23 protein-coding genes are annotated in these 23614 nt (G+C 36.8%); 21 read left to right on the forward strand and 2 right to left on the reverse strand.

The genetic code is table 11. The features are described from left to right. Positions 1-2: 2 nt before the first annotated feature. The 11 genes from BM102_RS14280 to BM102_RS05530 all read left to right on the forward strand — a co-directional run bounded on the left by BM102_RS14280 (position 3) and on the right by BM102_RS05530 (position 7591). Entirely contained in the window at positions 3-143 is a 141-nt protein-coding gene (locus tag BM102_RS14280; RefSeq protein WP_177194916.1) for a hypothetical protein, read from the forward strand. An 11-nt stretch (positions 144-154) separates the two neighbouring features. Further along, on the forward strand, positions 155-457 hold the full coding sequence (locus BM102_RS05485; protein ID WP_090479770.1) for a DUF4316 domain-containing protein: 303 nt from the start codon (positions 155-157) through the stop codon (positions 455-457). Between the two features lie 13 nt (positions 458-470). Next, entirely contained in the window at positions 471-746 is a 276-nt protein-coding gene (locus BM102_RS05490; RefSeq protein ID WP_051654533.1) for a plasmid mobilization protein, read from the forward strand. A gap of 94 nt (positions 747-840) precedes the next feature. After that, a complete protein-coding gene (locus tag BM102_RS05495; protein WP_031558149.1) occupies positions 841-1125 on the forward strand; it encodes a hypothetical protein in 285 nt (94 codons plus the stop codon). Positions 1126-1208: 83 nt separating this feature from the next. Then, positions 1209-2381 carry a relaxase/mobilization nuclease domain-containing protein gene (locus BM102_RS05500; protein ID WP_090479773.1) on the forward strand — a complete coding sequence of 391 codons (1173 nt, stop codon included), beginning with the start codon at positions 1209-1211 and terminating at the stop codon, positions 2379-2381. A 100-nt stretch (positions 2382-2481) separates the two neighbouring features. Then, the gene (locus BM102_RS05505; RefSeq protein WP_090479776.1) at positions 2482-2778 is read left to right on the forward strand and encodes a SpoVG family protein; all 297 of its coding nucleotides are present in this window, start codon (positions 2482-2484) and stop codon (positions 2776-2778) included. A 32-nt stretch (positions 2779-2810) separates the two neighbouring features. After that, complete coding sequence (locus BM102_RS05510) at positions 2811-4073, forward strand: LPD16 domain-containing protein (RefSeq protein WP_090479780.1); 1263 nt, start codon at positions 2811-2813, stop codon at positions 4071-4073. An 11-nt stretch (positions 4074-4084) separates the two neighbouring features. Beyond that, on the forward strand, positions 4085-4549 hold the full coding sequence (locus tag BM102_RS05515) for a hypothetical protein (protein WP_090479785.1): 465 nt from the start codon (positions 4085-4087) through the stop codon (positions 4547-4549). 8 nt (positions 4550-4557) lie between these two features. Further along, positions 4558-4740, forward strand: a complete 183-nt coding sequence (locus BM102_RS05520) for a hypothetical protein (protein ID WP_090479788.1) — start codon at positions 4558-4560, stop codon at positions 4738-4740. A gap of 147 nt (positions 4741-4887) precedes the next feature. Next, positions 4888-5934: a dsDNA nuclease domain-containing protein gene (locus BM102_RS05525; RefSeq protein WP_090479791.1), complete on the forward strand. Its 1047-nt coding sequence runs from the start codon at positions 4888-4890 to the stop codon at positions 5932-5934. After that, a complete protein-coding gene (locus BM102_RS05530) occupies positions 5918-7591 on the forward strand; it encodes a hypothetical protein (RefSeq protein WP_090479795.1) in 1674 nt (557 codons plus the stop codon). Before BM102_RS05525 ends, BM102_RS05530 begins: the two co-directional genes overlap by 17 nt. A 74-nt stretch (positions 7592-7665) precedes the next feature. On the opposite strand, the gene BM102_RS05535 is transcribed toward BM102_RS05530, so the two are convergent. Next, entirely contained in the window at positions 7666-8334 is a 669-nt protein-coding gene (locus tag BM102_RS05535; protein ID WP_090479798.1) for a MutH/Sau3AI family endonuclease, read from the reverse strand. Positions 8335-8529: 195 nt separating this feature from the next. Here BM102_RS05535 and BM102_RS05540 point away from each other — a divergent pair, with 195 nt between their 5' ends. From BM102_RS05540 to BM102_RS05585, 10 genes are all read left to right on the forward strand, one after another. Next, on the forward strand, positions 8530-8892 hold the full coding sequence (locus BM102_RS05540; protein WP_090479801.1) for a helix-turn-helix domain-containing protein: 363 nt from the start codon (positions 8530-8532) through the stop codon (positions 8890-8892). 10 nt (positions 8893-8902) lie between these two features. Continuing rightward, entirely contained in the window at positions 8903-9604 is a 702-nt protein-coding gene (locus BM102_RS05545) for a TRM11 family SAM-dependent methyltransferase (protein ID WP_090479804.1), read from the forward strand. Between the two features lie 147 nt (positions 9605-9751). Beyond that, positions 9752-9961 (forward strand): helix-turn-helix domain-containing protein, encoded by a 210-nt coding sequence (locus tag BM102_RS05550; protein WP_090479807.1) that lies wholly within the window; start codon positions 9752-9754, stop codon positions 9959-9961. Between the two features lie 11 nt (positions 9962-9972). Further along, positions 9973-10797 carry a DNA adenine methylase gene (locus BM102_RS05555; protein ID WP_090479810.1) on the forward strand — a complete coding sequence of 275 codons (825 nt, stop codon included), beginning with the start codon at positions 9973-9975 and terminating at the stop codon, positions 10795-10797. Next, entirely contained in the window at positions 10787-11569 is a 783-nt protein-coding gene (locus BM102_RS05560; RefSeq protein WP_090479813.1) for a DNA-methyltransferase, read from the forward strand. Before BM102_RS05555 ends, BM102_RS05560 begins: the two co-directional genes overlap by 11 nt. After that, positions 11556-12422 carry a type II restriction endonuclease gene (locus BM102_RS05565; RefSeq protein WP_090479816.1) on the forward strand — a complete coding sequence of 289 codons (867 nt, stop codon included), beginning with the start codon at positions 11556-11558 and terminating at the stop codon, positions 12420-12422. The genes BM102_RS05560 and BM102_RS05565 overlap by 14 nt, the downstream gene beginning before the upstream one ends. A gap of 39 nt (positions 12423-12461) precedes the next feature. Continuing rightward, a complete protein-coding gene (locus tag BM102_RS05570; protein ID WP_090479818.1) occupies positions 12462-13133 on the forward strand; it encodes a hypothetical protein in 672 nt (223 codons plus the stop codon). 4 nt (positions 13134-13137) lie between these two features. Continuing rightward, positions 13138-16875 (forward strand): AAA family ATPase, encoded by a 3738-nt coding sequence (locus tag BM102_RS05575; protein ID WP_090479821.1) that lies wholly within the window; start codon positions 13138-13140, stop codon positions 16873-16875. A gap of 18 nt (positions 16876-16893) precedes the next feature. Next, on the forward strand, positions 16894-21936 hold the full coding sequence (locus BM102_RS05580; RefSeq protein ID WP_090479825.1) for a DEAD/DEAH box helicase: 5043 nt from the start codon (positions 16894-16896) through the stop codon (positions 21934-21936). Between the two features lie 156 nt (positions 21937-22092). Then, a complete protein-coding gene (locus tag BM102_RS05585; RefSeq protein ID WP_090479828.1) occupies positions 22093-22746 on the forward strand; it encodes a hypothetical protein in 654 nt (217 codons plus the stop codon). 117 nt (positions 22747-22863) lie between these two features. Here BM102_RS05585 and BM102_RS05590 read toward each other — a convergent pair whose 3' ends face one another. Continuing rightward, positions 22864-23538, reverse strand: a complete 675-nt coding sequence (locus BM102_RS05590) for a hypothetical protein (protein WP_090479831.1) — start codon at positions 23536-23538, stop codon at positions 22864-22866. Positions 23539-23614 lie beyond the last annotated feature (76 nt).

The raw sequence follows: 23614 nt of genomic DNA on the forward strand, positions 1-23614 counted from the left end.
CTATGGAATTTGAGCTTAAGAATGTAGAGGCGACAACTCGCCGCCTCATGGGATTTCAGAAGGGGCTTCATTCTGTGATGGCTGCTAAGGGCGAGAAAAAGGAATCTGTCATCAAGAGACTCAACGCCTATAAGCAGATGTAAGGAGGTGCGCTATGGATGGACTTGATATTGCAAGCAAGAGACTTGCCAAGGAAGAGGAGCTGACACCGGTGGAGGAATCCATTTTGGAACAGCATACGATTCACTCCAAGAAGAATTATCTGAAGGCTGTTGAAGATGCCATCGAAGGAAATGATAATAACTTCGACGGTATCATCAACAACATGCCAGAGGATGCACCGAGCGAATCTACCCTGAAGAAGGCCAAGGAGTATGAGAAGTTGATTGAGAAAAAATATGAGGTGGTGAAAGTTGCAAAACCGCACAAACAAGATTTCGGTGAGATTGTCCGATAGCGAGTATCGCCGGATGCGTAACAAGATGGAAGAGCTGGGTGTCACAAACATGAGTAACTACATGCGAAAGATGCTATTGGATGGGTACTGCGTGAAGGTGGATACCTCTAGTATCCGTGAGATGGCGTATCTGATTCGCATGTGCTCTAACAATCTGAACCAGTATGCCAAGAAAGCAAATGGCTTGGGTGAAATCTATGAATCAGATATCAGAGATTTGCAGAAGAGGCTGGATGACATCTGGAGTGGCACCAGAGAACTCATGCGAAAATTTGCAGCCATCAAGTGACCATCAAAGAACCATCAACTTTATTTGGCATCCTTGCCTTTTCAAAATCCACAGCATAGACTAAAGACAAATGAAGGAAACGGGAGGTATGGACATGGTGATTTTAAGATTCTTATTAAAGCTTTTAACCTTACCACTTTTATTGGTAGTGGACATAGCACTCTTAATCACAAAAGCATCTCTTTGGCTTAGCGAAGTTGTCGTAGGCCTTGGAATATGGATTTGCATCATCGTAGGACTGTTCTGTTTGTTCGACGGTCTTTATCCATGTGCCATAGCTTTCGGTGTGATGCTGCTACTCATCTTTATAGGTCTGTTTGCAGCATGTGTCATTGAGTACTTCTTTGAGTCTGTGCGTGGAGCATTGAAGCGAATTTAAAATTGAATACTGTTAGTGAAGGGCAGTCTTTCTTTGGAGGGGCTGTCCTTTTTGATTGCAAAAGTTTGGAAGGGAGGAAGGCGATGGCTGCTACGAGATTGATGGCACTGCATATTGTTCGGGATAGGACATTGGCAGAGAGCCTGAAGGAACGTATGGATTATACAGAGGATGAGCTTAAGACGGAGCAAAAAAGATATATATCAACCTATGGCTGTGATATTGAAACAGCTGATGAAGAGTTTTTGCTTTCCCATCGAGAGTATCATGCCAATGTTAGAGACATACGTAAGAAAGAGATTATTGCCTATCAAATCCGGCAGTCATTTAAGCCTGGAGAAATAACTCCAGAGAAGGCCAATAAGATAGGTTATGAACTCGCTATGCGATTCACAAAAGGTGACTACGCATTTACTGTATGTACTCATACGGATAAGAAGCATATCCATAACCACATCGTGTTTAATGCAATCTCTATGGATGGGAAAAAGAAGTTCAGAAACTTCTACTATTCGGGGATAGCGCTACGTCGCATTTCCGATATCTTATGCTTTGAAAATGGCTTGTCCATCATCAAGCCTGCACCATATGCTGAGAGGAAAAAGAAGGGCAGATATTCAAGAACCAAGAACTATACAGATAAGAAACTAGAGTTTATCAAGGATATCGAGTCAAAAGTCCTAACAGGCAAAGGTAGGGGGTATGTGAATTGGGCGAAGAAGTTTAATGCCAAGCAGATGGCAAAGACCATCCTGTTTTTACAGGAGCACAAGATATCTTCCTACGAAGAACTAAAGGCAATCACGGATGAACGTTCTGGCAAGGTAAGGCAGCTCATGGATTCCATGAAGGCGAAGGAGGCACTTCTCGCAGAAAACAAGAAGTATCAGAAAGCGATCATTGATTATGGTAGGACTAGAAAAACATTTGTGGCCTATAAGAAGAGTGGCTACAGTAAAAAGTTCTATGCAGAACATGAGGCAGAGCTTTTGATTTATAAGGCTGCAGAGGAAGTGTACAAGAATGCCCCAGGTCGAAAAATTCCACCTATGCAAGAATTACGAGAGGAGTATGGTCGGATTTTAGCTGAGAAAAAAGCAGAGTTCCTAGAGTATGCCCAGATCAAAAAAGACATGAATGAGTACCTGATAGCCAAGAAAAATTTGGAACTCCTCTACCAGCAGGAAGAGGAGAAAAAGGAAAGAGAGGGTTGCGATAAGCGAACCCGAAACTCACATCAGAAGGATGTGTTGTAAAAGCCGCCTACGCATTTGTCGGACAAATGCACTGCTTGCCACAACGACAATTTCGCGTTAGCGGAACACTAGAAACATTACCCTAAGGAGGAACAGAAATATGAAAGTACACGTTAAAGCAAATCAATTGGAAGCAACTACTAACAATGTGAAGGGACTTTGCACAGTTACCTTCGGGGATAGCTTCGCTGTTCGAAATATCTCCATCGTGGAAAGTAAGAAGGGAGGTAACTTCGTATCCATGCCAAGCTTCAAGACGAAGACCGTGGATGATGAGGGCAATCCGATTTTCAAGGACATCGCATTTCCTATCACCAAGGAATTTAGAGAGGAGCTCTACAGCAAGATCATGGAGAGCTTTGAGTCCAAGGAGCCGGTAGAGTTCGAATGGGAGTAGTGAACGCTGAAAATTAAATAGGAGGTATGACTATGGCTGATACAGATAATAAGTCAAAGGTAGAGGAGATCACGGAGCAACTAGAGCAGGGGCTACGTGATCTTTTTAATTCCGAGAAGTACAAGACGTATCTGACCACCATGTCCAAGTTCCACTACTACAGCTTCAATAACACCCTCTTAATTGCCATGCAGCGCCCGGATGCCACTTTGGTAGCCGGGTATGGCGCCTGGCAAAAGAACTTCGAACGCCATGTAAAGAAGGGAGCTAAGGGAATCAAGATTATCTCCCCTGTGAAGCTGAAGGTGGATGTGGAAGATAAGGATGCCCCAGAGGAAGGTGCTACAAAGCAGATCGAGGTAACGAAGTTCAAGGTATCTACAGTATTTGATGTGTCAGATACGGAAGGTAAGGAACTGCCAACCATCGGAGTGGAGATGCTATCTGGTCAGGTGGAGAAATACCATCAGATGATTGATGCCCTCACAAAAATATCCAAGGTTCCTATCGAGTACCAGGATATCGATGGTGGCAGCAAGGGATACTTCTCTTTGAAGGATAGAAAGATTGTAGTGCAAAAGGACATGACCCAGGTGCAGACCTTAAAGACGCTGATCCATGAAATCGCTCACTCCAAGATGCACGATTATCCGCTGGATAAATCGGATGAGAATGGAATGGAAAGGAAGGATAAGCGCACTAAAGAGGTAGAGGCAGAGTCAGTAGCTTACACCGTATGTCAGCACTTCGGGGTGGATACCTCGGACTATTCCTTTGGATATATTGTAGACTGGAGCTCCGGTAAGGAACTGGATGAACTGAAATCATCCATGATGACCATCCGAAAGACTGCCAGTGAAATCATCTCTGATATGAATACTGAAATTGCTATGAGCCAGCACCCTTTGGAGGAGACTTTGGACAAGGAAGAACTGGCTCTTCAGGGAGGGGATAAGTACCTGGCTATCCAAAAGTGCGATGAAGGCTACGACTACACCTTCTATGATGCCAACTACCATGGCCTGGATGGAGGCGCCATCGAGAATAAGGATGCACCTATCGCTATTGTGGCAGCAGAGGTTATTGCAGCAGAAGGCCTAGGCGGTGTTAAGCCAGTAAAGGAAGTGGACTATGACAAGCTTCAGGAAGACGCCGCCTACACAGCAGCTTATGGGATGGAAGTTATCGCTGAAAAGAAACCATCTATCTTAGGACAGCTGAAAGATAAGTTTGGGCTGGTGGAAGGCAAGCATGATCATGTGAAAGTGAAGCCGGATAGGAATGAGTGCAGATAGGGAGGTAGACTATGAGAAAGAAGAATGTGGATTCAAGCCAGGTGCCACTCATGAAGAGTGAGCTGGTTGCAACGGCGTTTGAGATTTTGATGGAGGCCTATATTGGTAGCCTGGGTAGATGTTCCTCAGGTCAGAAAGTGACTATCACAATCAAGAGCTACAATCGCTATATCAAGTTCTCTGGGTTCAGGGAGTATTTTGATATCTGTCTCTACAAGAGTGGTGATATCGACATCAAGATGCGCGAGTCCTGCCATGCAGACTATCTGGAACGTATTTACGAATATAAAGAGGATAGAGCACAGCAGGAGGCATTCCTTGAAAAGCTCAAGGATGGATTCGCTATGCAGATCATGGATGTAGCGAACTGCAGCCTGGTGGATTATCACAGCTTTATGGATATGCTTCATGGGGACTGGCACTTCAAAGAAGCGTATGAGTATTTCACTAAGCTGGTGGAAGGATGCAAGGTTTAGGAGGTGCCATGGAAACATATATTATCGAGCTTTTCGATGGTAAGAAAAGAGTTGGTAAAGAAAAGATACGCACTGATGATTATGACGATGTGCTAAAGCGTGTCGCTGAGATTGTTGCTAAGACAGATCACAGAGTGGAAATCTGGGATGGCAAAGCGTATAAGCATCGAGATAAGGATGTGTGTAGGTAGTAATGGAGCCGGTCTCACTGTTGTGGTGGGGCCGGCCATGACGCTTGTTAAAGCCTTTCACTGCTATGAATTTAAGATTCTTTTTCTTTAAAAATCCCATTACAATGGTATACTAAATTTGTGTGATTAAAATGGGAGGTTATATTTGTGTATCAAGCAGAAGTTTATAAGAAAATGAAACCTGATTTATCAGGAAGCAGATCAAAAAATAGATTTCGACTTGAACTTCTATGGGGAATAGATAAAATGCTGGAGTTAATGGAAGCGCCAGATGATTTTACTGTTGTTTTTGATTATGTTTGTGATATTGAGGTTCATAAACAGGATTCTTTTGAGTTTTATCAGATAAAGACCCACAAAGAATCTCAACCAAAGTATACTGTTAAAAATCTTGTTAATATACCAAAAGGAAAAGAAGGATCAGTTTTAGGAAAATTATTTGCCTTAGTTGAAGCGGATGACTGTGTTGAGGTTATTCTTGTTTGTAATAGGCCATTTTCTGCTATTACTGATGAACCTGGGTTAATTTCATTGAATAAGCTTGAAAATGATGATAAAGAAATAATCAAAAAAGCTATAAAAGCTGAACTTGGTATAGAGAATATAGATTTTTCAAAATCATATTATTTGTACACGCATATGAATTTAGCAGACCCCGAGAAAGAAATAAAAGGAGCATTAATATCTTCTTTTGAGCTTATAAAAGGTAGTGAACCACAGAATCCTAATGCGCTGTATCGTCTGGTTTATAGTGAAGTTGTGGATAAGGCTTCATTTGAATATACACTCGATGATTATGATGAGCTGTTAAATAAAAAGGGGATTTCAAGAAGACAGTTTGATAGAATGCTTGATGCTCATTGCTTAAATGAGAAGACCGGAATTACAGCTACTATGAATTATATTAATTCTCTTTCAAATATTCGTGATAAACGGATATATAAAAAAGCATTGACTTCTCTAATGCCAAAGCTTGCTAAATCTAAACAATTACAGGAGTTGGAAAGTCAAATTGCTCTTTTTTTAGATGATAATCCAGAATTGACTGAGATGGAAGAAATATTGGATGCTATGACTGGTGAATTTCATTCGAAGTTTTCTATAGAATATGATAACGCAGAGAAAACTGTTTTATACATTTTGGTTATAAAAAAGTATGAAGAAGGAGGGTATGATAATGAAGTTGATTTTTAAAAATCTTTTTCTGTTTTCTCCTTCAGAGAAAAAAGCAAAAAAGATTGATTTTATAGATGGAGTTAATATTATAACATCTAGTCAGGAGGATGGGACAGATAGAGGAAAGTCTGTAATAATGAGAAGTCTTTATCATTCATTAGGAGCAGAAGGGTGCTTTGACAAGAATTGGAAAACGGGTGATAAAGTTTATATTCTAGAATTTGCTATTGATGAAGAAGAATTCTATATATACAGGTCATCGGACCTTTATAAATTTTTTGATTCAAACAAAAAATTGTTATTTACTTCCGTAAGTAGCAAGGAGTTATCAATAAAACTAAGCGAATATACAAAGTTTGCCGTACAATTACCAAATCGTAGTAACAAACTTGAAATAACGCCACCAGCATTTAATTATCTTCCCTTTTATTTGGATCAAGATCATTACGCTGGAAATGAGTATTCTTCCTTTAAGAATTTGGGACAATTTACAAATTTTCGGGAAAATGTGTTGTTTTATCATTTAGGTGCGTATGATGAACAATACTTTCAACTTATTAGGGAACGCGATATTTTAAAAGAACATAGGTCTGAATATGAAGAACAGATAAATATGTTAATGAAGATGATTGAGAGCTTAGATAAGAAAATAGGTGGAACCTCATTTTCATCTGATTTTGAAGCTATGCAGCGAGATGTTGAAATGTATAAGAACGAATATGCTGCAGTATTGGAAAAAATGAGCGTAAGTAAAAAGAAGTTGATTGAATTACGCAATAGTCTTTATGAGACTGAAAAGATGTTAAAAGAAGTTGATATTGTTAGTGCTGATGGTGAACGCAGAATAAAAAAACTTAGGGTTCATAAATGCCCAGAGTGTGGGTCTACGATTAAGGATGTTATTCAACTAAAAAGCAGGGAATATAACATAATTGAGGATGCTATAGCTATAAAAAATGAGTTACAGGTTTTGCTTTTAGAAGATCAGCAAAAGATTGAGAAAGAGGAAACGAAGTATCGAGAACTACTAGAACAATTGAAAGAATATGAAGGAAAAATATCTTTTAGTAAAGTTGAGGCAAATAATATTCTTAAGCAAAAAGGCATGTCTGATTTACGTGATGATGTTGTATCAGATCTGACGAAAGTTTCGAAGGCAGTTAGTGAGGACGATGATAAGATTAGTAAAGTCTCAAAGCGTATAAAGGAATATAGTGATAAGAAAAAGGCTATTGAAAAATCATATTACGAGTATATGATGGCTGCAAGAACTAAATTTGGAATTAATGAATTAGAGCCAGAGAGCTTTAAAAAGTTAACTAATTCAGTTAAAGCGAGTGGAAGTAATAAAAATGTAGCTACTATTATGTGGTATATATCAGTATTAGAGTTACGTGCAAAATATAACAATGATGCAATTAAATTCCCGATAGTATTTGATAGCATAAACAATGTTGAGACTGATAATGAAAAAAAATATGGATTATTTCAATATGTAGTTGATAAAAGTGACGATAATCAGCTAGTTCTGTCGTTATTGGGATATCAGAATGGTGATATAAAAACAGATAGACCTATAAAAATTATTACGTTAACAAATGAGAAATATCATTTGCTGGATGAAAAAACTTTTGCTGATAATAAGTTACTTTTAGATGAATTGTGCGATGCATGAAAGATTGATATTAGGCAACGCATAAAAAAAGAGATAGGCAAAAATTAAGTGTTTGCCTATCTCTTTTTTACTTATTATATTCCTAACATACGTCTGATATCGAAAACGAATTGCCTCTGAAAATAGAAGGCATGGTTCTTATTGGATACATAGCGATTATAAATGTTAGAATATATGGCATTATAAGAACCGTCACTTCGCTTGCTGTCTTTACTTCTTACCTGAATGTGTCTTCCATTTGATGTATGGATAAAACCATCTCGACTGGTCTCAATACTATGTTTAAGTTGTTTGCAAATGCTATAGTAATCATCTTCCCAAATATCCATAAGAGAAGAAAACTCTTTTCGTTCAAGGTCAATATGAATTGGCGTAAAGAATTTCCAGTCATGAGGATCACCATCTTTACAGACTGGAACATAGAGAAGGTTGCTGATTTTTTCGTAAAGATGTGTGTTTTCAAAAGGTTCTTCAGTTAGTAATTCGTCTATAATACTGCTTATTTGTGTGATAAATACGGTCTCTTTTGGATTACCGAAAGAATCACATTTATTTGTTTTTAATTCCCCATCATCGAAATCAAGATTTGCACTATCTAATCTTTTCCCTAGAGCCAGTTCAAGTAATTGGCCAGTTTTCCCTTTATTTACAATAATATTTTGAATATCCCGTTCAGAAAAAAGTTCAGAAAAAGGAATATTAGCTAAACGTTGAATTTTGCTTTCTGCTTCGTGCAAATACATGTTAAATCCCTCCCAATTTGCAAGTTTTAAATAGTCATAATGATAAGATAGTCTTCCGAAATAATGGAGTTCAATAGATGTAAGTATTTGCAACGTGAAAAAATTAAAATGTAAGAAAATATTTACATCAATAAAGTTAGGTGTTATATTAATAAAACAGAAGTGAAGATTTATAGAGAGGGGCAAAAGAATGCCATGGCAGAGCTTTCAGAGAAATTAAAAATGGCACGTAAAGCTGCTGGAATGCGACAAGAGGATGCAGCAGAAAGTATGGGAATGCTTAGAGTTACATTGAGTTCAATCGAATCAGGGAAACGAAGGGTGAGTACAGATGAATTAGTGAAGTTTTCAAAGCTATATAATGTTGACCCTAATTCTTTGCTTGAATTTAACTGTGATAAGGCTGCCTTTTATAGAAGAATTAACGCGTATTATCAATTTTTAAGTTTAGAACAGAAATTCTCAGAATTATTAGATGATGATAAACAGGAAATATTAGACATTATAGATTTAAAATTAAAGAAAAAAAGGAGTGAGGATAATACTGACAGAACCTAATAATTTTAAAATGGAAGAAACCTCAATTTGGTCATTTCCAGACCGGGGGAATTGGGCCACACATTCGGGAGGATATAGAGGAAATTGGTCTCCATATGTTCCAAGAAATTTGATTCTCAAATATTCAGAAGAAGGAGCGTGGATTTTAGATCAGTTTGTTGGAAGCGGTACGACGTTGATTGAAGCAAAACTGTTAAACCGTAACGGTATTGGAATTGATATAAATCCCGAATCTTTAAGCATTTCTAATGATAATCTTAAGTTTGAATCAAAAACAAAATCCAATATTTTTTTAAAAAGAGGAACTGCGGAAAATATAGATTTTTTAAAAGACTCTTCTATTGATATGATTTGTACGCATCCACCGTATGCAGATATTATTAAGTACAGTAATGGCATTCCTGGTGATATTTCTTTATTGAGATATGAAGATTTTCTAGCATCAATGTATAAAGTGGCTTCTGAGTCTTATCGTGTATTAAAAAATAGTGGATTTTGTGCTTTTATGATAGGTGATGTAAGAGAAAAAGGGTATGTAAGACCATTAGGAATGGATTGTTTAAATGTATTTATTAGTTGTGGTTTTAGACTTAAAGAAATAATAATAAAGGAGCAGCATAATTGCCGTTCTACAAATTATTGGAAAGGAAAGAATAGGGATTTTTATTTGCTAGCACATGAATATATATTTGTTTTAGAAAAGTCCTGTTAAAAGCTACAGAAAATACTCATAACAATATCGCAAGATGTTACGAGATACTATTGTGAATATGTATTCTCCGTGATAAAATTAAAAATGTGTTTTATCAATGTTTATAATGGTTGAGGGCCATTTTAGGAGTAGAAAAGTGGAGGCTATATGGGAGTTTCATATAATAAACTTTGGAAACTGTTAATAGATAAAGGTATTTCAAAGTCAGATTTAAGAAAAAAAATCGAACTTGCGCCAAATACATTGACAAAACTGAATAAGAATGAAGAAGTCGCTTTAACTGTTTTAGAAAGGATTTGTAAAGAATTAAAGGTCGATTTCGGAGATATTATAGAATACATAGAAGATAATAATTAAGGAGCTAATTAATGGAACCATTTGTAAAGTGGGCTGGAGGTAAGCGACAGCTATTAGATAGAATTTGGGAGAGAACTCCTAATAAGTTTGATACATATTATGAGCCATTTATAGGTGGCGGAGCTGTGCTGTTCCGTTTAAAGCCTGCGAAGGCAGTTATAAATGATACTAATGAGCAGTTAATAAACATATATCGTCAGCTAAAGGCTGATCCGCGTGCTGTTATTAGAGCGGTAAATAGTCTTGATAGAGGACCATGTGATAAAGAGTATTATCTGAAAAGAAGAGAAGAGTACAACGAGAAAATTCAGAATAAGGAACTTGATGCCGAATGCGCTGCTTATATGATCTGGATCAACAAGCACTGCTTTAATGGATTATATCGTGTAAATAATAAAGGATTGTTTAATGTTCCTTATAACAATAAGCAGCTTGGAAAATCAATCGATGAAGCAAATCTGATGAGTATTGGATATTACCTACAAGAAGCAGATGTACAAATTCATTGCATGGATTTTGAAGAAGTTTGTAAGGGCATAGGGAAAAATGATTTTGTGTATTTTGACTCTCCGTATATTCCGGTTAGTGAGACTGCTTCATTTACAGACTATACAAAAGATGGTTTTACTTATGATGACCATGTAAGATTGTCTAAGCTATATAAGAACTTGGCGGATAATGGAGTCAAATGTATGCTTTCAAATCATGATGTTGATTTAGTTTATGAATTGTATGATGGCTTCAAAATAGAGTCAACGGATGTAAAACGAAACATAAATAGTAATGCTAAAAAGAGAACTGGTAAAGAAGTGATAATTACAAATTATGAAATATAAGATATCTGGAACAAGTCCTTTTTATGAAGATAACAATAGTCAATTATATCTAGGAGATACTTTTGAACTATTAAAAAAGTGCAAAAAGGAATCTGTGGATTTAATTTTTGCAGATCCGCCTTATTTTTTGTCTAACGATGGTATCACATGTAAGGGCGGTAAAATGGTATCTGTTAATAAAGGGGCCTGGGATAAGATAGATTCTGTTGAAGAAAAACATAAATTTAATCGAAAATGGATTAAGTTATGCAAAAGGGTGTTAAAGCCAAATGGTTCGATTTGGATAAGTGGAACACTCCATAATATCTATTCAATAGGAATGGCTTTAGAACAAGAAGGGTTTAAGATTATAAATAATATTACTTGGCAGAAGACAAATCCGCCACCTAATTTGGCTTGCAGATGCTTTACACACAGTACAGAGACTATTTTATGGGCTCAAAAGAATGATAAAAAATCGCGTCATTTATTCAATTATCAGCTTATGAAAGAGCTTAATGGTGGAAAGCAAATGAAAGATGTGTGGGAAGGTCCATTGACACCAAAGCGTGAGAAGAATAATGGCAAGCATCCCACACAAAAGCCAGAGTATTTATTGGAAAGAATATTGTTGGCTTCATCAAATAAAGGTGATGTGGTGCTTGATCCATTTTGTGGCAGTTCGACAACAGGTGCTGTTGCAAAACGATTAGGGAGAATCTATATTGGCATAGATAATAACGAGGAATATATAGATATATCGAAAAGGAGATTAGAGAATGCGCAACTTTGAGGAATGGCTTAGCACAATGCGCCCTAGTATAAATCAATATGACTATTATGTAGATTTTAATAAAGTCTATGATAATGTTGAAGCAATCAAAGTAGAGCTTAATATTTTGAACAGTTTAATTGGTTCTAAAAATATAGAAGAAGATATCAGAAGATTAATAGAGCGATACCCCGAGGTTATTAAATGTATTCCAACATTATTAGCGGTAAGACAATCTGAGATTTATGCACAGGACGATGATGGTGCATTTAATTATAATTTCAATAAAATGAATTACGATGTTGACCATTACATTGTGTTTATGAAAAAAACAGGTTTATTGGAATTGATTGCCAATCATTTAATTAACAATTTGGTGGATTATTGTCTTGGAATAGAGGTTGGTCTTGATAGTAATGGCAGAAAGAATCGTGGCGGACATCAAATGGAAGATTTAGTAGAGTCTTATTTGCAAAAAGCCGGAGTAGAATACTATAAGGAAATGTATTTGACAGAGATTGAGGATAAATGGGGTGTTGATTTGTCACCTATATCCGCAGAAGGTAAGAGTACAAAAAGATGGGATTTTGTAGTAAAAACACCAGAGAAGATTTACGTTATTGAAACTAATTTTTATGGTGCAGGCGGTTCTAAGCTTAATGAGACCTCAAGAAGTTATGAATTGATAGCTCAGAAAATGAAGGAAGTAAATGGGGTTGAGTTTATTTGGGTAACTGATGGTGGCGGATGGAAATCTGCTAGAAAGAATCTTTCAGAAACTTTTGATGTTTTGGAAACGTTATATAACATCAAGGATATGGAGGAAGGAGCGTTAAATAGACTATTTACCTACGGAAAAGAACTAAATAAGTAGTGTAAGTAAAGTAATAATTGAATTATATGAGGAGTATAAATGGAAAAAACAGAATTAATTCAACATTGGAACTATTTTTGCTCCTTAGCTGAGCGCCTTGATGATACCAAGCACTATATTGATCATGGATTAGTTGAATGTGAGGACGGTCTTACACTTGTTCATGGAGATGTATATTCTGACTACTTTAAGCAAATAATAGTTCTTGCGTCATCAGAGTTTGAGGTTATGGGCAGAGCATTATGCGAACTAAAAGGACATAAGGTTGGCAATATAGTTGGCATTAGTGAATCAATTCTAGGAGATTTTCCGCAAATTGGGATATTTGAGGTTAGCACTCCATTTTGGGTTAATACGCCTCTACTAGAGTGGCAAGTCAATGATGGACAAGTTAAGGGATTGCCATGGTGGAAAGCATATAATTCGTTAAAACATGGACATAAAGATGGATATAAGCAAGCAACATTAGAAAATGCCATAATATCTTTGGAAACGCTTTATATTGTTGACTTGTATTTAATGTATCTATTGTTTGGAGATATGAGTATAGCATCAACTTATCCTACAGTTTATTTCAAGTGTAAATACTTATCTCATCCTGTAAGTGCTGGAGAGGGCCTGCTGCCTGACTTTGGCAATATGTCTCCTCTAGAAAGAGCCGAAAGTAAATATCCAGGGGTTTTTAAGAAAAATGATGTAACTGAGGGGTGATTATATGGCACAGCATTATTCTTTTAGAGTGCCTTGGCATGATAATGGTTGGAATGGTTCAGTATGTGAAGAACCATCTGAAAACTATTCTTGCATGAGATTAAAAGGGATTAATCAGTCTCGAAACGATGAATTAGAAAATGAGCATTCAGGCTGCGCAATGTGCAGCCTTGATTGCGTTAATAACATACCGTGCATTCGCGAAGGCGGTGGATTTATGAATGAAGAGGATGTCACAATTACATTAAGACATCCTTATTCTGATTGGAGCGAATATCATAAGCATTTGCTGCCATTGAGAGAAACTATCCCGGCATTCTCATATCCAGCGCGTCCTTTTCGATGGGTTATGCGTCAAAGATATGTTGGATATAAAAATTGGAAATATATAGAAGAGCTAGCACTTGAAAAGGGCTTTGAGTATCACAAAGACTATGAGCCAATAATGAATAATAAAACTTGGGTTCAGGATGGAAGAAACCAAGAAGCAATCTTTAATGCCTTCTTTAAAGATGCAGAAGAAGATAAGTCTATATGTGTGTTCTACGCAAAACAAGTCCCTTTTATTGAAGATAATAGAAGAGTCATAATTGGAATAGGACATATTTTAAAGGTAAATCCGCCTGTTAAATATGAACGTTCAAATGATGATGGTATGACCTCTTGTGCATGGGAAAATATGGTCAAGCATTCAATTCGTGACACAATGCTTGATGGATTTTTGTTCCCGTATTCTGAACTAATGGAGTATGCAGATGAACATCCGGAGTTCGATATTTCAAGGGGAACTGTATTTGCAGATGACGACTATTTTGAAGAGTTTTCTTATGCATCTGAGCAATTGAGCCATGATGCGGTTATCGATGTTATCTTACAGTCTCTTGAGGCAGTAGAAGTTTATCAGAAGTGTAAGATTTCTGGCCCTTGGGATAGAGTAATTAAGTGGTTAAATGCGCAGCTTGTAGAAGTTTGGCAAGACAGAGGTGCGTTCCCTGGTCTCGGTGCGGTTTTGGCTGCTTTTGGTATTCCATCAGGACCTGCAATGATAAAAGAATTGCGCGAGAAGTATGACGAGGATATATGGTCTGTCTTGGATGCCGCGATAAATGCGCCACAAGACTATATGTCTGAAATGTATGCTAATCAGATTAACAGCGTTATTCAGGATGCCTGGAATGGTTTGAGTGAGGAACGAAAGCAATTCTTCAAGCTTGTTTCTCGTATATATTTATCCATGGATCAGGCAGTAGCTATCATTCGAGATGAGATTCGCGAAAAGAAGGGACTGGAGTTTTCTGATTCAGATATTATCAACAATCCTTATCTGCTCTATGAAAAGACGAGAGATAAAGAGGATGCAATAAAGGTTTCCATCAAGAAAGTGGATTTAGCATTTTATCCACCAGAGTATATTGCGGAAGAATATCCTATTGCTGAGCCAAGCAAGATGGATTCTAACATAGACAAGAGACGTGTTAGAGCCTTAGCAGTATATGTTCTTGAAAAAACAGCACAGGAAGGTAATACCTTGCTGCCTGTGAAGAATATGATTTTTGCTATCAATCAGATTAAGATAGATCCTGTTTGCCCGATTACCAGCGATATGATTTCATCAATGAATGAGTTTTTCAATGATGAAATTGAACTGAAAAAAGATGCCTTTGATAAGAATTACTACAAGCTGAATCGCTATAAGAAGATGGATTATCTGATTGCGAAGCAGATTAAGGCGAGAGTGCAGAGTCGTAACAGACATAAGGTTGATGTTGACTGGCTTAAGATTGTTAATCAGGAATGTGATAAGTTCCCTCGCAATCCAAATGAGGACATGGAAAAGAATGCCCGAAGGGAAAAAGCTGCTGCGTTAAAGACATTGGCAGAGGCACGTCTATCAATTCTTATAGGAGGTGCTGGAACAGGAAAAACAACTGTATTGGAAATCCTTTGTAAAGAGCCTAGCATTCAAAATGGTGGGATTCTTTTGCTTGCACCAACAGGCAAAGCTCGCGTAAGAATGAGCCAGGGATTACGTGGTAAGGTAGAGTTTAAAGCTCTTACCATTGCACAGTTCCTTGTTGATAGTAACCGTTATAACGGAGATACATGTAATTACAAAATTCTGACTCCTGCAGAGAAGCAGAAAGTAAAATCTCGTGCAATTCCGAAGACAGTAATTATTGATGAGTCATCGATGCTGACGGAGGATATGTTTGCGGCGCTTCTTGATGCTGTAGGTAACGAGGCAGAAAGAATTATATTTGTTGGAGATTACAACCAGCTTCCTCCTATTGGAGCAGGAAGACCTTTTGTAGATATGGTCAGATATGTGAAGACCATGGATAAGATAGGTGAGTTCCCAGTTGTTGGCTCAAATTTTGCAAAGCTTACCGTTACTAATAGACAGCTTCCAGATAAGACAACTAAGAAAGTTAGAAGTGATGTTCGCTTGGCTCATTGGTTCACTGAAGAATCCGAGGATAGAGACGAGGACATTTTTGCTGAGATCCAAGCAGGTGTACCTGATGAAAAGATAGTATTTAAGCAGTGGCATGATAAAGAAGAATTGGAAAAGCTTCTGCTTGAGACTATCAAGGATGTAACCGGCATGGAATCAATTGATGATGTTGATGGATTTAGTAGAAGTATGGGTGGAATACCTCATGCAGATGGAAAATACCAGGGCATCACATTCTTTAATTATTCAAAAGGGGATAGTAAAGGATGTGCTTGCCATGCAGAGGACTGGCAGATATTGGCTCCGGTACGTAACCGTGCACATGGCGTAATTCACATGAACCATCTTATCCATGAAAAGTACCGTAAAGAATCCTTAGAATTAGCTGACAGAGAAAAGAGCCCTATACCGCCTAAAGTTGGTTCTAATGTAATTGTTTACGGCGATAAGGTTATAAATGTTGTAAACCAAAAACGACCAGCATACCCGGAAGAGGATGCTGATAATTACGTTGCTAATGGTGAAATTGGCGTAGTATCTGGCGGCTGGGGCAATAAGTTCACTAAAGTTGAGTATGCAACTCAGCTTGGATACACATACAGTTATACAGCAAAAGATGATTTCAAAGATGATGGGGCAGAGCCTCTTGAATTAGCTTATGCCCTTACTGTTCATAAATCACAGGGAAGTCAGTTCTCAGCAGTAATACTTGTGCTCAGTGATAAGACGTTTTTAATGTCAAAGGAATTGTTATATACGGCTATTACCAGACAAAAAGATAAGCTTTATATTCTGTATGATGAAGAGGCGTATAATCTGAAAAAATATTCGTCAGGAGAGTATTCAGATATAGCCCAGCGTTACACAGATTTATTTGAGGCACCTAAAATCGTTGAGATTAACGATAAATACTACGAGGAAAACCTTATCCATAAAACTAAAAATGGAATAATGGTTAGGTCAAAATCGGAAGTTATCATAGCGAACATGTTGTGTGACAATGGAATTGATAATTTCCTCTATGAGGCAAAGCTAGAGCTTGGAGATACATATAAGCTTCCAGATTTTACTTTCAAAGATGCAGCAAGTGGTTCGTATATTATTTGGGAACATTTAGGAATGCTAGGCAATGAAGATTATAAACGTGCCTGGGAAGAAAAGAAAAAGATATACGCCGCCAACGGATTTACAGAAGAGAATGGTAATCTGATAGTTACGAGTGATTCCTTGGATGGCGGTATTGATTCGCAGGAAATTCAGGAAAAGATTGATGAATATCTGTTGTAGATTGGTAGGGTTGTGCATATGACTGAGAAAGATAAACAGTTATTTGAAAAACTAACAAACGATAGAAAAGAAAGTGCAGCAATGCTTGAAAAGGCTTCCATGAGAGGTCTTAAGACAAGCGTTGTAGAAAAATATTCTGATCAGGCTCATTTCATTTATGAGCTTATTCAGAATGCAGATGATGTCGGAGCAACAGAAGCACGATTTGAATTGTTTGATGATAAGTTGGTTTTTATCCACAATGGCTCAAGACATTTTAATGTCAGTGACCTTGATAAAGAGGAAGATGATACAAAGACAGGAGCTTTGGGGGATCTTAATGCTATTACATCCATAGCTAATTCAAACAAAACAGCAGCGTCTATCGGCAAATTTGGTGTTGGTTTTAAAGCTGTTTTCCAGTACACAACGACTCCATATATTTATGATCCGGAAATCAGTTTCAAAATAGAGCGTTTCATCGTTCCGGTAATTATAAAGGATGATTGCAACCTAAAGAAAAATGATGAGACTGCATTTGTATTTCCATTCAATCATCCAGATAGAAAAGCTGCTGAGGCATATGAAGATATTTCTCATAAGCTTCAGAATTTGCTGTTTCCAACATTGTTTCTGAACAACCTTAAGAAGATATCATATAAAATTGGGAAAAAACATGGTGAATATGAGAAACAGATTGAAGAAACCAGAACTATAGATGAAACCACGGCAGAAAGAATAGAACTTGTAAACGGCCAGGATAAGGAAAAGGGAAAAATGTGGCTGTTTTCAAGAAAGACCGAGGAAAATTATAAGTATTCTGTTGGTTTTATTTTTGATGAAGAAGGAAAGCTTAAGCAGACGGATTATTACGCATTTTGCTTCTTCCCAACAAAGAAGACAACTAATCTGAATTTCATTATTAATGCGCCATTTTTACTTACTGATAGTCGTGAGGGAATTAAGGCTAATGATAAGCATAATGTGAGAATGATTGAGCTTTTGGCAGAACTATCTGCAGATAGTTTTGTGTATTTGCGTGATATAGGGCTCGAAGCAGGTAAGATGTACATCAATGATGATATATTGGATTACTTGCCGATTGACGAAGATTTATATACGCCTAAGAATGAAAGGGATGATATTTCCTTCAGACCATTTTTTGATGAGATAAAAGATACTTTTAGCACAGAGGAAATTCTGCCTAGTTTTGACGACTATGTAACTGCAGAGAACGCATATGCGCCTTATTGGGCGAACATCTCGGATCTGTTTTCAAATGATCAGCTAGCGGTATTGATTAAAAACGAAGATGCTAAATGGATTTTGCCAACAAAGGGTTATGAGACATATTACAGAGCAAGAGATGGTAAAGCTGATTATTTACGTAGCTTAATGGGTAGGTGGACAAACTACTATATTGAGGATGTTAAGATTATTGAGCTCCTGACTGCTGATTTTATCGAATCACAAAAGAAAACATGGATTTATAAACTGTATGATTTTATTTTGGAGACCGATAAGAGAGTAGAGAAAGCTAGAACTGCGCCTATTTTTATAAATCAAAAGGGTGAAGCTTCTGCAGCATTTGACTCTCGTGGTGTAGCAATTCTTTTCTTGGAAGATGAAGACAGCAGGGGATATAACACTATTTCATCAGAGTATGTTGACAAGAAACAGACGCAAAAATTGATTGAACGCTTAGGAATCAAAACTCCTGAATTGAAGGACAAGATATTTAATAAGATTCTTAAGAAGGATGATTTTAATCCGAAAAGCGATTTTAGAGCATTTTTGGATTACTACATTGAGTTGACTGAGGGAGATGAAGAAACATATCCATTTATTAGACAGATACGAGACAAGCACTTTGTTTTAGGAATAAGTGAAGATGGCACAAGTTCAGGTGATGCATACGTACCAAGTGACTTATATTATCCTTCAGATGAGCTAAGGTACTATTTTCAGGGTACATGTGACTCTATGTTTGTTGATATTGATACGTATATTGATTATTTGAGAAAGAAGGAATCCAAGTATTTACATGACTTTTTGATAGATTTGGGAGTCTTGGAGGCAGTTGATCTCGTTGAAGTAGAATATTCGAGAGATGAAGCCGATGAATTTGGAAGTAAGTGGCCAAGAACGACTAGATACCAAAAATGGACGGAATATAGAATTGACCACGATGAATTTGTTTTAAACAAAATCAAAGATAATGACGATGTAGAACTATCTGTTTATTTTTGGAAGCAGTTAGTAAAATTCTTTGAAACTAACCGAACGGGATGTTCTGGACTTTATTATGGAGGTGCATACAGATACTTCTTCAGAGAACAGCTTTATAAAAAATTTGATGGGCCAGGAACAGCATTATTGCACGAAATGGAATGGATTTTTAACAAAAGCGGAGTCCTTTGTAGCCCAGAAAACATTACTATCCAAGAACTTGATTCGAGATATGATATAAAATCGGATGGAGCAAAGAGACTGATTGATCGCCTTGGAATCCAAAATGAACATCCTGAGTATGATGAACTTGATGAGGAAACTAAAGGTTTATTCATGATGCGCGATAAGCTGCATCAAATGGGACTTGATTTTGAAAAGATGACTCCTGAACAGGAGGAAAAATTAAAGAGGTTTCTTAGTGAGGAGCTTCTAAAAGATAATACTGATGTTTCAGAAGTTGGTAATAAAAACGATGGATCTCCAGAGAATAAAACAGAGGAATCATTCGAGGATCGAGTGCTGGATGACATCAAGGAACGAGTAAAGAAGCAAAAATCTGAACCTGAACCAGAGGAAAAGAAAAAAGAAGAAGCGCCAGAAGCAGATAATGATGAAATAACAAAGGCTCCGGTAGATTATTCCAAGAAGATTGAACAGACCAAGAAGAAGTTTGAAGAAGAGATTTCTAAGCTTGCGCAAATAGAAGAAGCCCAGGAACGTGCCCTTCATGCAACAAAGTATTCATATGGTTGGTTTAAGGCTTTACTCGAATTGGAATCAATGGCTAATGGTGATGAAAACGCCAGAAGCCGAGAGGTTTCAATTTCTTTTGCTGCAGCTGAAAGGGAGCTTGGAACAAATAGGACGTTGATACTAAAGCACCCTGATAAGAATATTCCTCAAGTAATGGAAGAACTTGTGGATATACCATTGGATCTGACATTTATGGATGGGGCAACCAAAAGACTGGTAATAGAAGTTGCTAATGTTCAATCTTATACCCTCAGAGTAAAGATTAAACAGGATGATTTCTTGGATGAAGCAGATTTTTCAGAAGTAACACAAGCTTTAATAGTTGCTCAGAATCCAACATTCTTAACACGTGAACTGCAGAAGCAGTTTGCAAAGTTTGCAGAGAATCCATATAACTTTGATGATGAATATGATATGCAGCAGAACCTTTGTGAGAATATCAGATTTATTTTTGGACCTCCCGGAACAGGAAAGACAACATATCTCGCTGGTAAAACCCTTATTCCACTTATTAAGAAAGAAAAGAAGTGTAGGGTATTAGTTCTAACACCTACTAATAAGGCAGCTGATGTATTGGCATCAAGGATAATGCAGGAGATGGGAGAAGATGATTCCTATGTTGACTGGCTGATTCGCTACGGGGTTACCGGAGATGAAAATATTGAGAAGAGTGAAATTTTTCATGGAAAAAAACTTGAAATAAATGATTATGACAAGTGTGTTGTTGTTACTACAATGGCAAGATTGCCATATGATTATTTCATCGATTCAAATGGAAATCGTAATCATCTCCATGGAATCAATTGGGATTATATTGTTGTGGATGAAGCTTCAATGATTCCGCTGATTCAGATGGTTTACATGATGTATTTGAAAACTCCAAAGAAGTTTATTGTTGCCGGTGATCCATTCCAGATTGAGCCTACGACAGCTGTGGCTGAGTGGAAAACAGAAAATATCTATAAGATGGTACATCTTGAAGAATTTTCTGAGGATGCAGATACTGTTCCGCATAAGTATGAAATAACACTATTAACCACGCAATACAGAAGCATTGAAAGCGTAGGTGAAGTGTTTAGCCAGCTAACATATAATGGTGTTCTGAAGCACGCCCGTTCTAATGAAGATGCAAGACCGCTTAATATAGAAAGATACTTGGACTATGATAATTTGAATATCATTACGTTCCCTGTAAGTAAATATGAAAGTATTTATAGATCCAAGAGGCTAAAGCTCAGTAGTTTTCATGTTTATTCTGCACTATTTACGTATGAGTTTGTAGTATATATTGCAAAAGCATTGGCTAGATGTAATAAGGGTGAATTATTTAGAATCGGTGTAATTGCACCATATAGTGCCCAAGCAGGATTGTTGGATAAGCTTGTGGCATCAGCTGATATACCAGAGGATATTTCACTTGATATCGGAACTATTCATGGATTTCAAGGAGATGAGTGTGATATTGTTCTTGCACTCTTTAATCCTCCACCAAGTATTAGTACAAGCAAGGATATGTTCCTTAACAAGCAGAATATTGTAAACGTTGCTATCAGTAGAGCGAAGGATTATCTATTTGTGCTCATGCCTAATGAGGATACGGAGAATGTGCAGAATCTGTTCTTGATAAATAAGCTTCGTAGAATTATTGAGAAGGATTTTTACGTAGAAAAATCTTCAAGAGAAATAGAAGAATTATTGTTCGATAACGAGACATACTTAGAAGAAAATGCTTTTTCGACAGGCCATCAGCTTGTGAACGTATATGGATTACCAGAAAAACGGTATGAGATTCGAAGTGAAGAAACCGCGGTCGATGTGCAAGTTCATGGTGAGGTATACTATGCACCTTTTGCAAAAGCTGATGAAGAGGATAGACCATTTACAATCGATGAACTTTCTAGTGTAGTGCTTAATGAATCAGTACAACATGGTAAATATGGAACTGGTGTTATATTGGCATGCGATGGAAAGACTGTTGATGTTGAATTTGAAAGTGGTGAACGTAGATTTTCCTTCCCCTATTGCTTTGATGGATATCTTAAAGCTGAAAATGTCGAACTCCAAAAGAAGATTGAATATGTTATCAAACAAGTGTAGAGCTGTAATAGTTATAGCTTTGGGAGATAATAATATGGTACCGATGTTTGGGTTATTACATACTTTTAGTTGTAAATTTTATCACAAATATTGTATTATATAACGATTTAGTGATGACACTAGATGGACGGTTTGGGGAATAGAAAGGAGAGCGGTATGTATCACTACGAGTATGTGTCTAGGAAAGAAGCCGCACCATATAGAGATGAATTCCTTGATATCATCCATGAGGTGCAGGATATACTGAGAGACAAGTTTACTTTCAGTTATGATTTTATTGGTAGTAGCGCACGGAATATGATTACTTGTGATTACACTACTAACAAAGGGTTTGATTTTGATGTGAATCTTCATATCAATGATGATGACGAAGAGTTTTCTGCAAAAGAAATCAAGTACAATGTCATGAATGCCATTAATACGGTGGCACGTCCTAGAGGATATGAGTTCTGTGAGGATTCTACCAGGGTCATTACATTAAAAAGATTGTCATCTTCTAGAAATCGAATAGAGTATAGTTGTGACTTTGCATTAGTCTATGACTGGATAGATGATAATGGCAAGAAGCATCAGCAGTATATAAGGTTTCAAAAAGAACAAGGAAATTATGTATGGTCTGATCAACCTGATGGATATCGTCTAGAAAAGAAGGTTCAGTGGATTAAACACAATGGACTTTGGGAAGATGTTTGGGATTTATATCTTGATAAGAAAAACTATAATGATAATCCAGATAAGAGATCCAGAGCATTGTATGCTGAGACTATTAATGAAATAGCTCAGAAGAATGGGTATCAGGGTAAAAGTTAGTATAAAACTATGAAGGACAAGATAGATTAGCTATCTTGTCCATTTTTATTGGTGTAAAAATTACACAAAAAATTTTTTGATAATAAAATCCCTGGATTTTGCCAAAGGTTTTATTTATTAAAGACTACTTGTGTCGTTATCTTGATCTTTTGAAGGTTGAATATCCTGAGGCATACAATATGGATTAGAACTTAGTTCCTCCAGATACTTTTGGATTACAATGTCATATGCTTCTTTTGGCATTCCTTTTTCTGTATAGAATGAATCAATGTCTATGAATTTTTGTATAAAATTGTTAATGGCTATATTATCGTAGTCCTTATTATCGTAGCCGTTATCACCTCCAAAACCGCCATTACATAGTTTAAAGAATTCATTTGATTTAAATTTACTACTATTATTGTCATAGTTTGGAAATACTAAGGCTTTATACTTATTATCCATTGGCATTGAATCGGAGCTTAGTTTGGCATCTTTTTCGCTAAGCGTTATTGGTGTTAAAATGGCACGCTTTGTTTTATATAAACTCATAATCCATGAACAAATGCTTTGGGGATTAATTTGAGAGGACTGAGAATCACGACCAAATAAAGTATCTAGTGATATATTGAAGTAATCAGCCATGGCTAAGTATTGCTCAAGTGTAAAATCATGGCCATCTTTTTGATTTAGTGCCTTGTTGAAATTAGATTGTTTCATATCCAGAATGGTACTGGCAAATTTGGTTTGTGTCATTCCTGTTTCATCAAGCTTTTTGGAAATGTAATTGTGTGCATTTTCTATATAGTTCAAAATAATCCTCCTAATATATATCAAATAGTAAAAATTACAGAAGTATATAAAGCATATCTAAGGAATATGATAACAT

This window comes from Pseudobutyrivibrio sp. JW11 (genome assembly GCF_900115355.1).
GTDB lineage: Bacteria > Bacillota > Clostridia > Lachnospirales > Lachnospiraceae > Pseudobutyrivibrio > Pseudobutyrivibrio ruminis.

Bases quoted from the DNA above. Each gene is read 5' to 3' on its own strand.
- BM102_RS14280 (WP_177194916.1), top strand. From the start codon at position 3: ATGGAATTTGAGCTTAAGAATGTAGAGGCGACAACTCGCCGCCTCATG.
- BM102_RS05485 (WP_090479770.1), top strand. From the start codon at position 155: ATGGATGGACTTGATATTGCAAGCAAGAGACTTGCCAAGGAAGAGGAG.
- BM102_RS05490 (WP_051654533.1), top strand. From the start codon at position 471: ATGCGTAACAAGATGGAAGAGCTGGGTGTCACAAACATGAGTAACTAC.
- BM102_RS05495 (WP_031558149.1), top strand. From the start codon at position 841: ATGGTGATTTTAAGATTCTTATTAAAGCTTTTAACCTTACCACTTTTA.
- BM102_RS05500 (WP_090479773.1), top strand. From the start codon at position 1,209: ATGGCTGCTACGAGATTGATGGCACTGCATATTGTTCGGGATAGGACA.
- BM102_RS05505 (WP_090479776.1), top strand. From the start codon at position 2,482: ATGAAAGTACACGTTAAAGCAAATCAATTGGAAGCAACTACTAACAAT.
- BM102_RS05510 (WP_090479780.1), top strand. From the start codon at position 2,811: ATGGCTGATACAGATAATAAGTCAAAGGTAGAGGAGATCACGGAGCAA.
- BM102_RS05515 (WP_090479785.1), top strand. From the start codon at position 4,085: ATGAGAAAGAAGAATGTGGATTCAAGCCAGGTGCCACTCATGAAGAGT.
- BM102_RS05520 (WP_090479788.1), top strand. From the start codon at position 4,558: ATGGAAACATATATTATCGAGCTTTTCGATGGTAAGAAAAGAGTTGGT.
- BM102_RS05530 (WP_090479795.1), top strand. From the start codon at position 5,918: ATGAAGTTGATTTTTAAAAATCTTTTTCTGTTTTCTCCTTCAGAGAAA.
- BM102_RS05535 (WP_090479798.1), bottom strand. From the start codon at position 8,334: ATGTATTTGCACGAAGCAGAAAGCAAAATTCAACGTTTAGCTAATATT.
- BM102_RS05540 (WP_090479801.1), top strand. From the start codon at position 8,530: ATGGCAGAGCTTTCAGAGAAATTAAAAATGGCACGTAAAGCTGCTGGA.
- BM102_RS05545 (WP_090479804.1), top strand. From the start codon at position 8,903: ATGGAAGAAACCTCAATTTGGTCATTTCCAGACCGGGGGAATTGGGCC.
- BM102_RS05550 (WP_090479807.1), top strand. From the start codon at position 9,752: ATGGGAGTTTCATATAATAAACTTTGGAAACTGTTAATAGATAAAGGT.
- BM102_RS05555 (WP_090479810.1), top strand. From the start codon at position 9,973: ATGGAACCATTTGTAAAGTGGGCTGGAGGTAAGCGACAGCTATTAGAT.
- BM102_RS05560 (WP_090479813.1), top strand. From the start codon at position 10,787: ATGAAATATAAGATATCTGGAACAAGTCCTTTTTATGAAGATAACAAT.
- BM102_RS05565 (WP_090479816.1), top strand. From the start codon at position 11,556: ATGCGCAACTTTGAGGAATGGCTTAGCACAATGCGCCCTAGTATAAAT.
- BM102_RS05570 (WP_090479818.1), top strand. From the start codon at position 12,462: ATGGAAAAAACAGAATTAATTCAACATTGGAACTATTTTTGCTCCTTA.
- BM102_RS05575 (WP_090479821.1), top strand. From the start codon at position 13,138: ATGGCACAGCATTATTCTTTTAGAGTGCCTTGGCATGATAATGGTTGG.
- BM102_RS05580 (WP_090479825.1), top strand. From the start codon at position 16,894: ATGACTGAGAAAGATAAACAGTTATTTGAAAAACTAACAAACGATAGA.
- BM102_RS05585 (WP_090479828.1), top strand. From the start codon at position 22,093: ATGTATCACTACGAGTATGTGTCTAGGAAAGAAGCCGCACCATATAGA.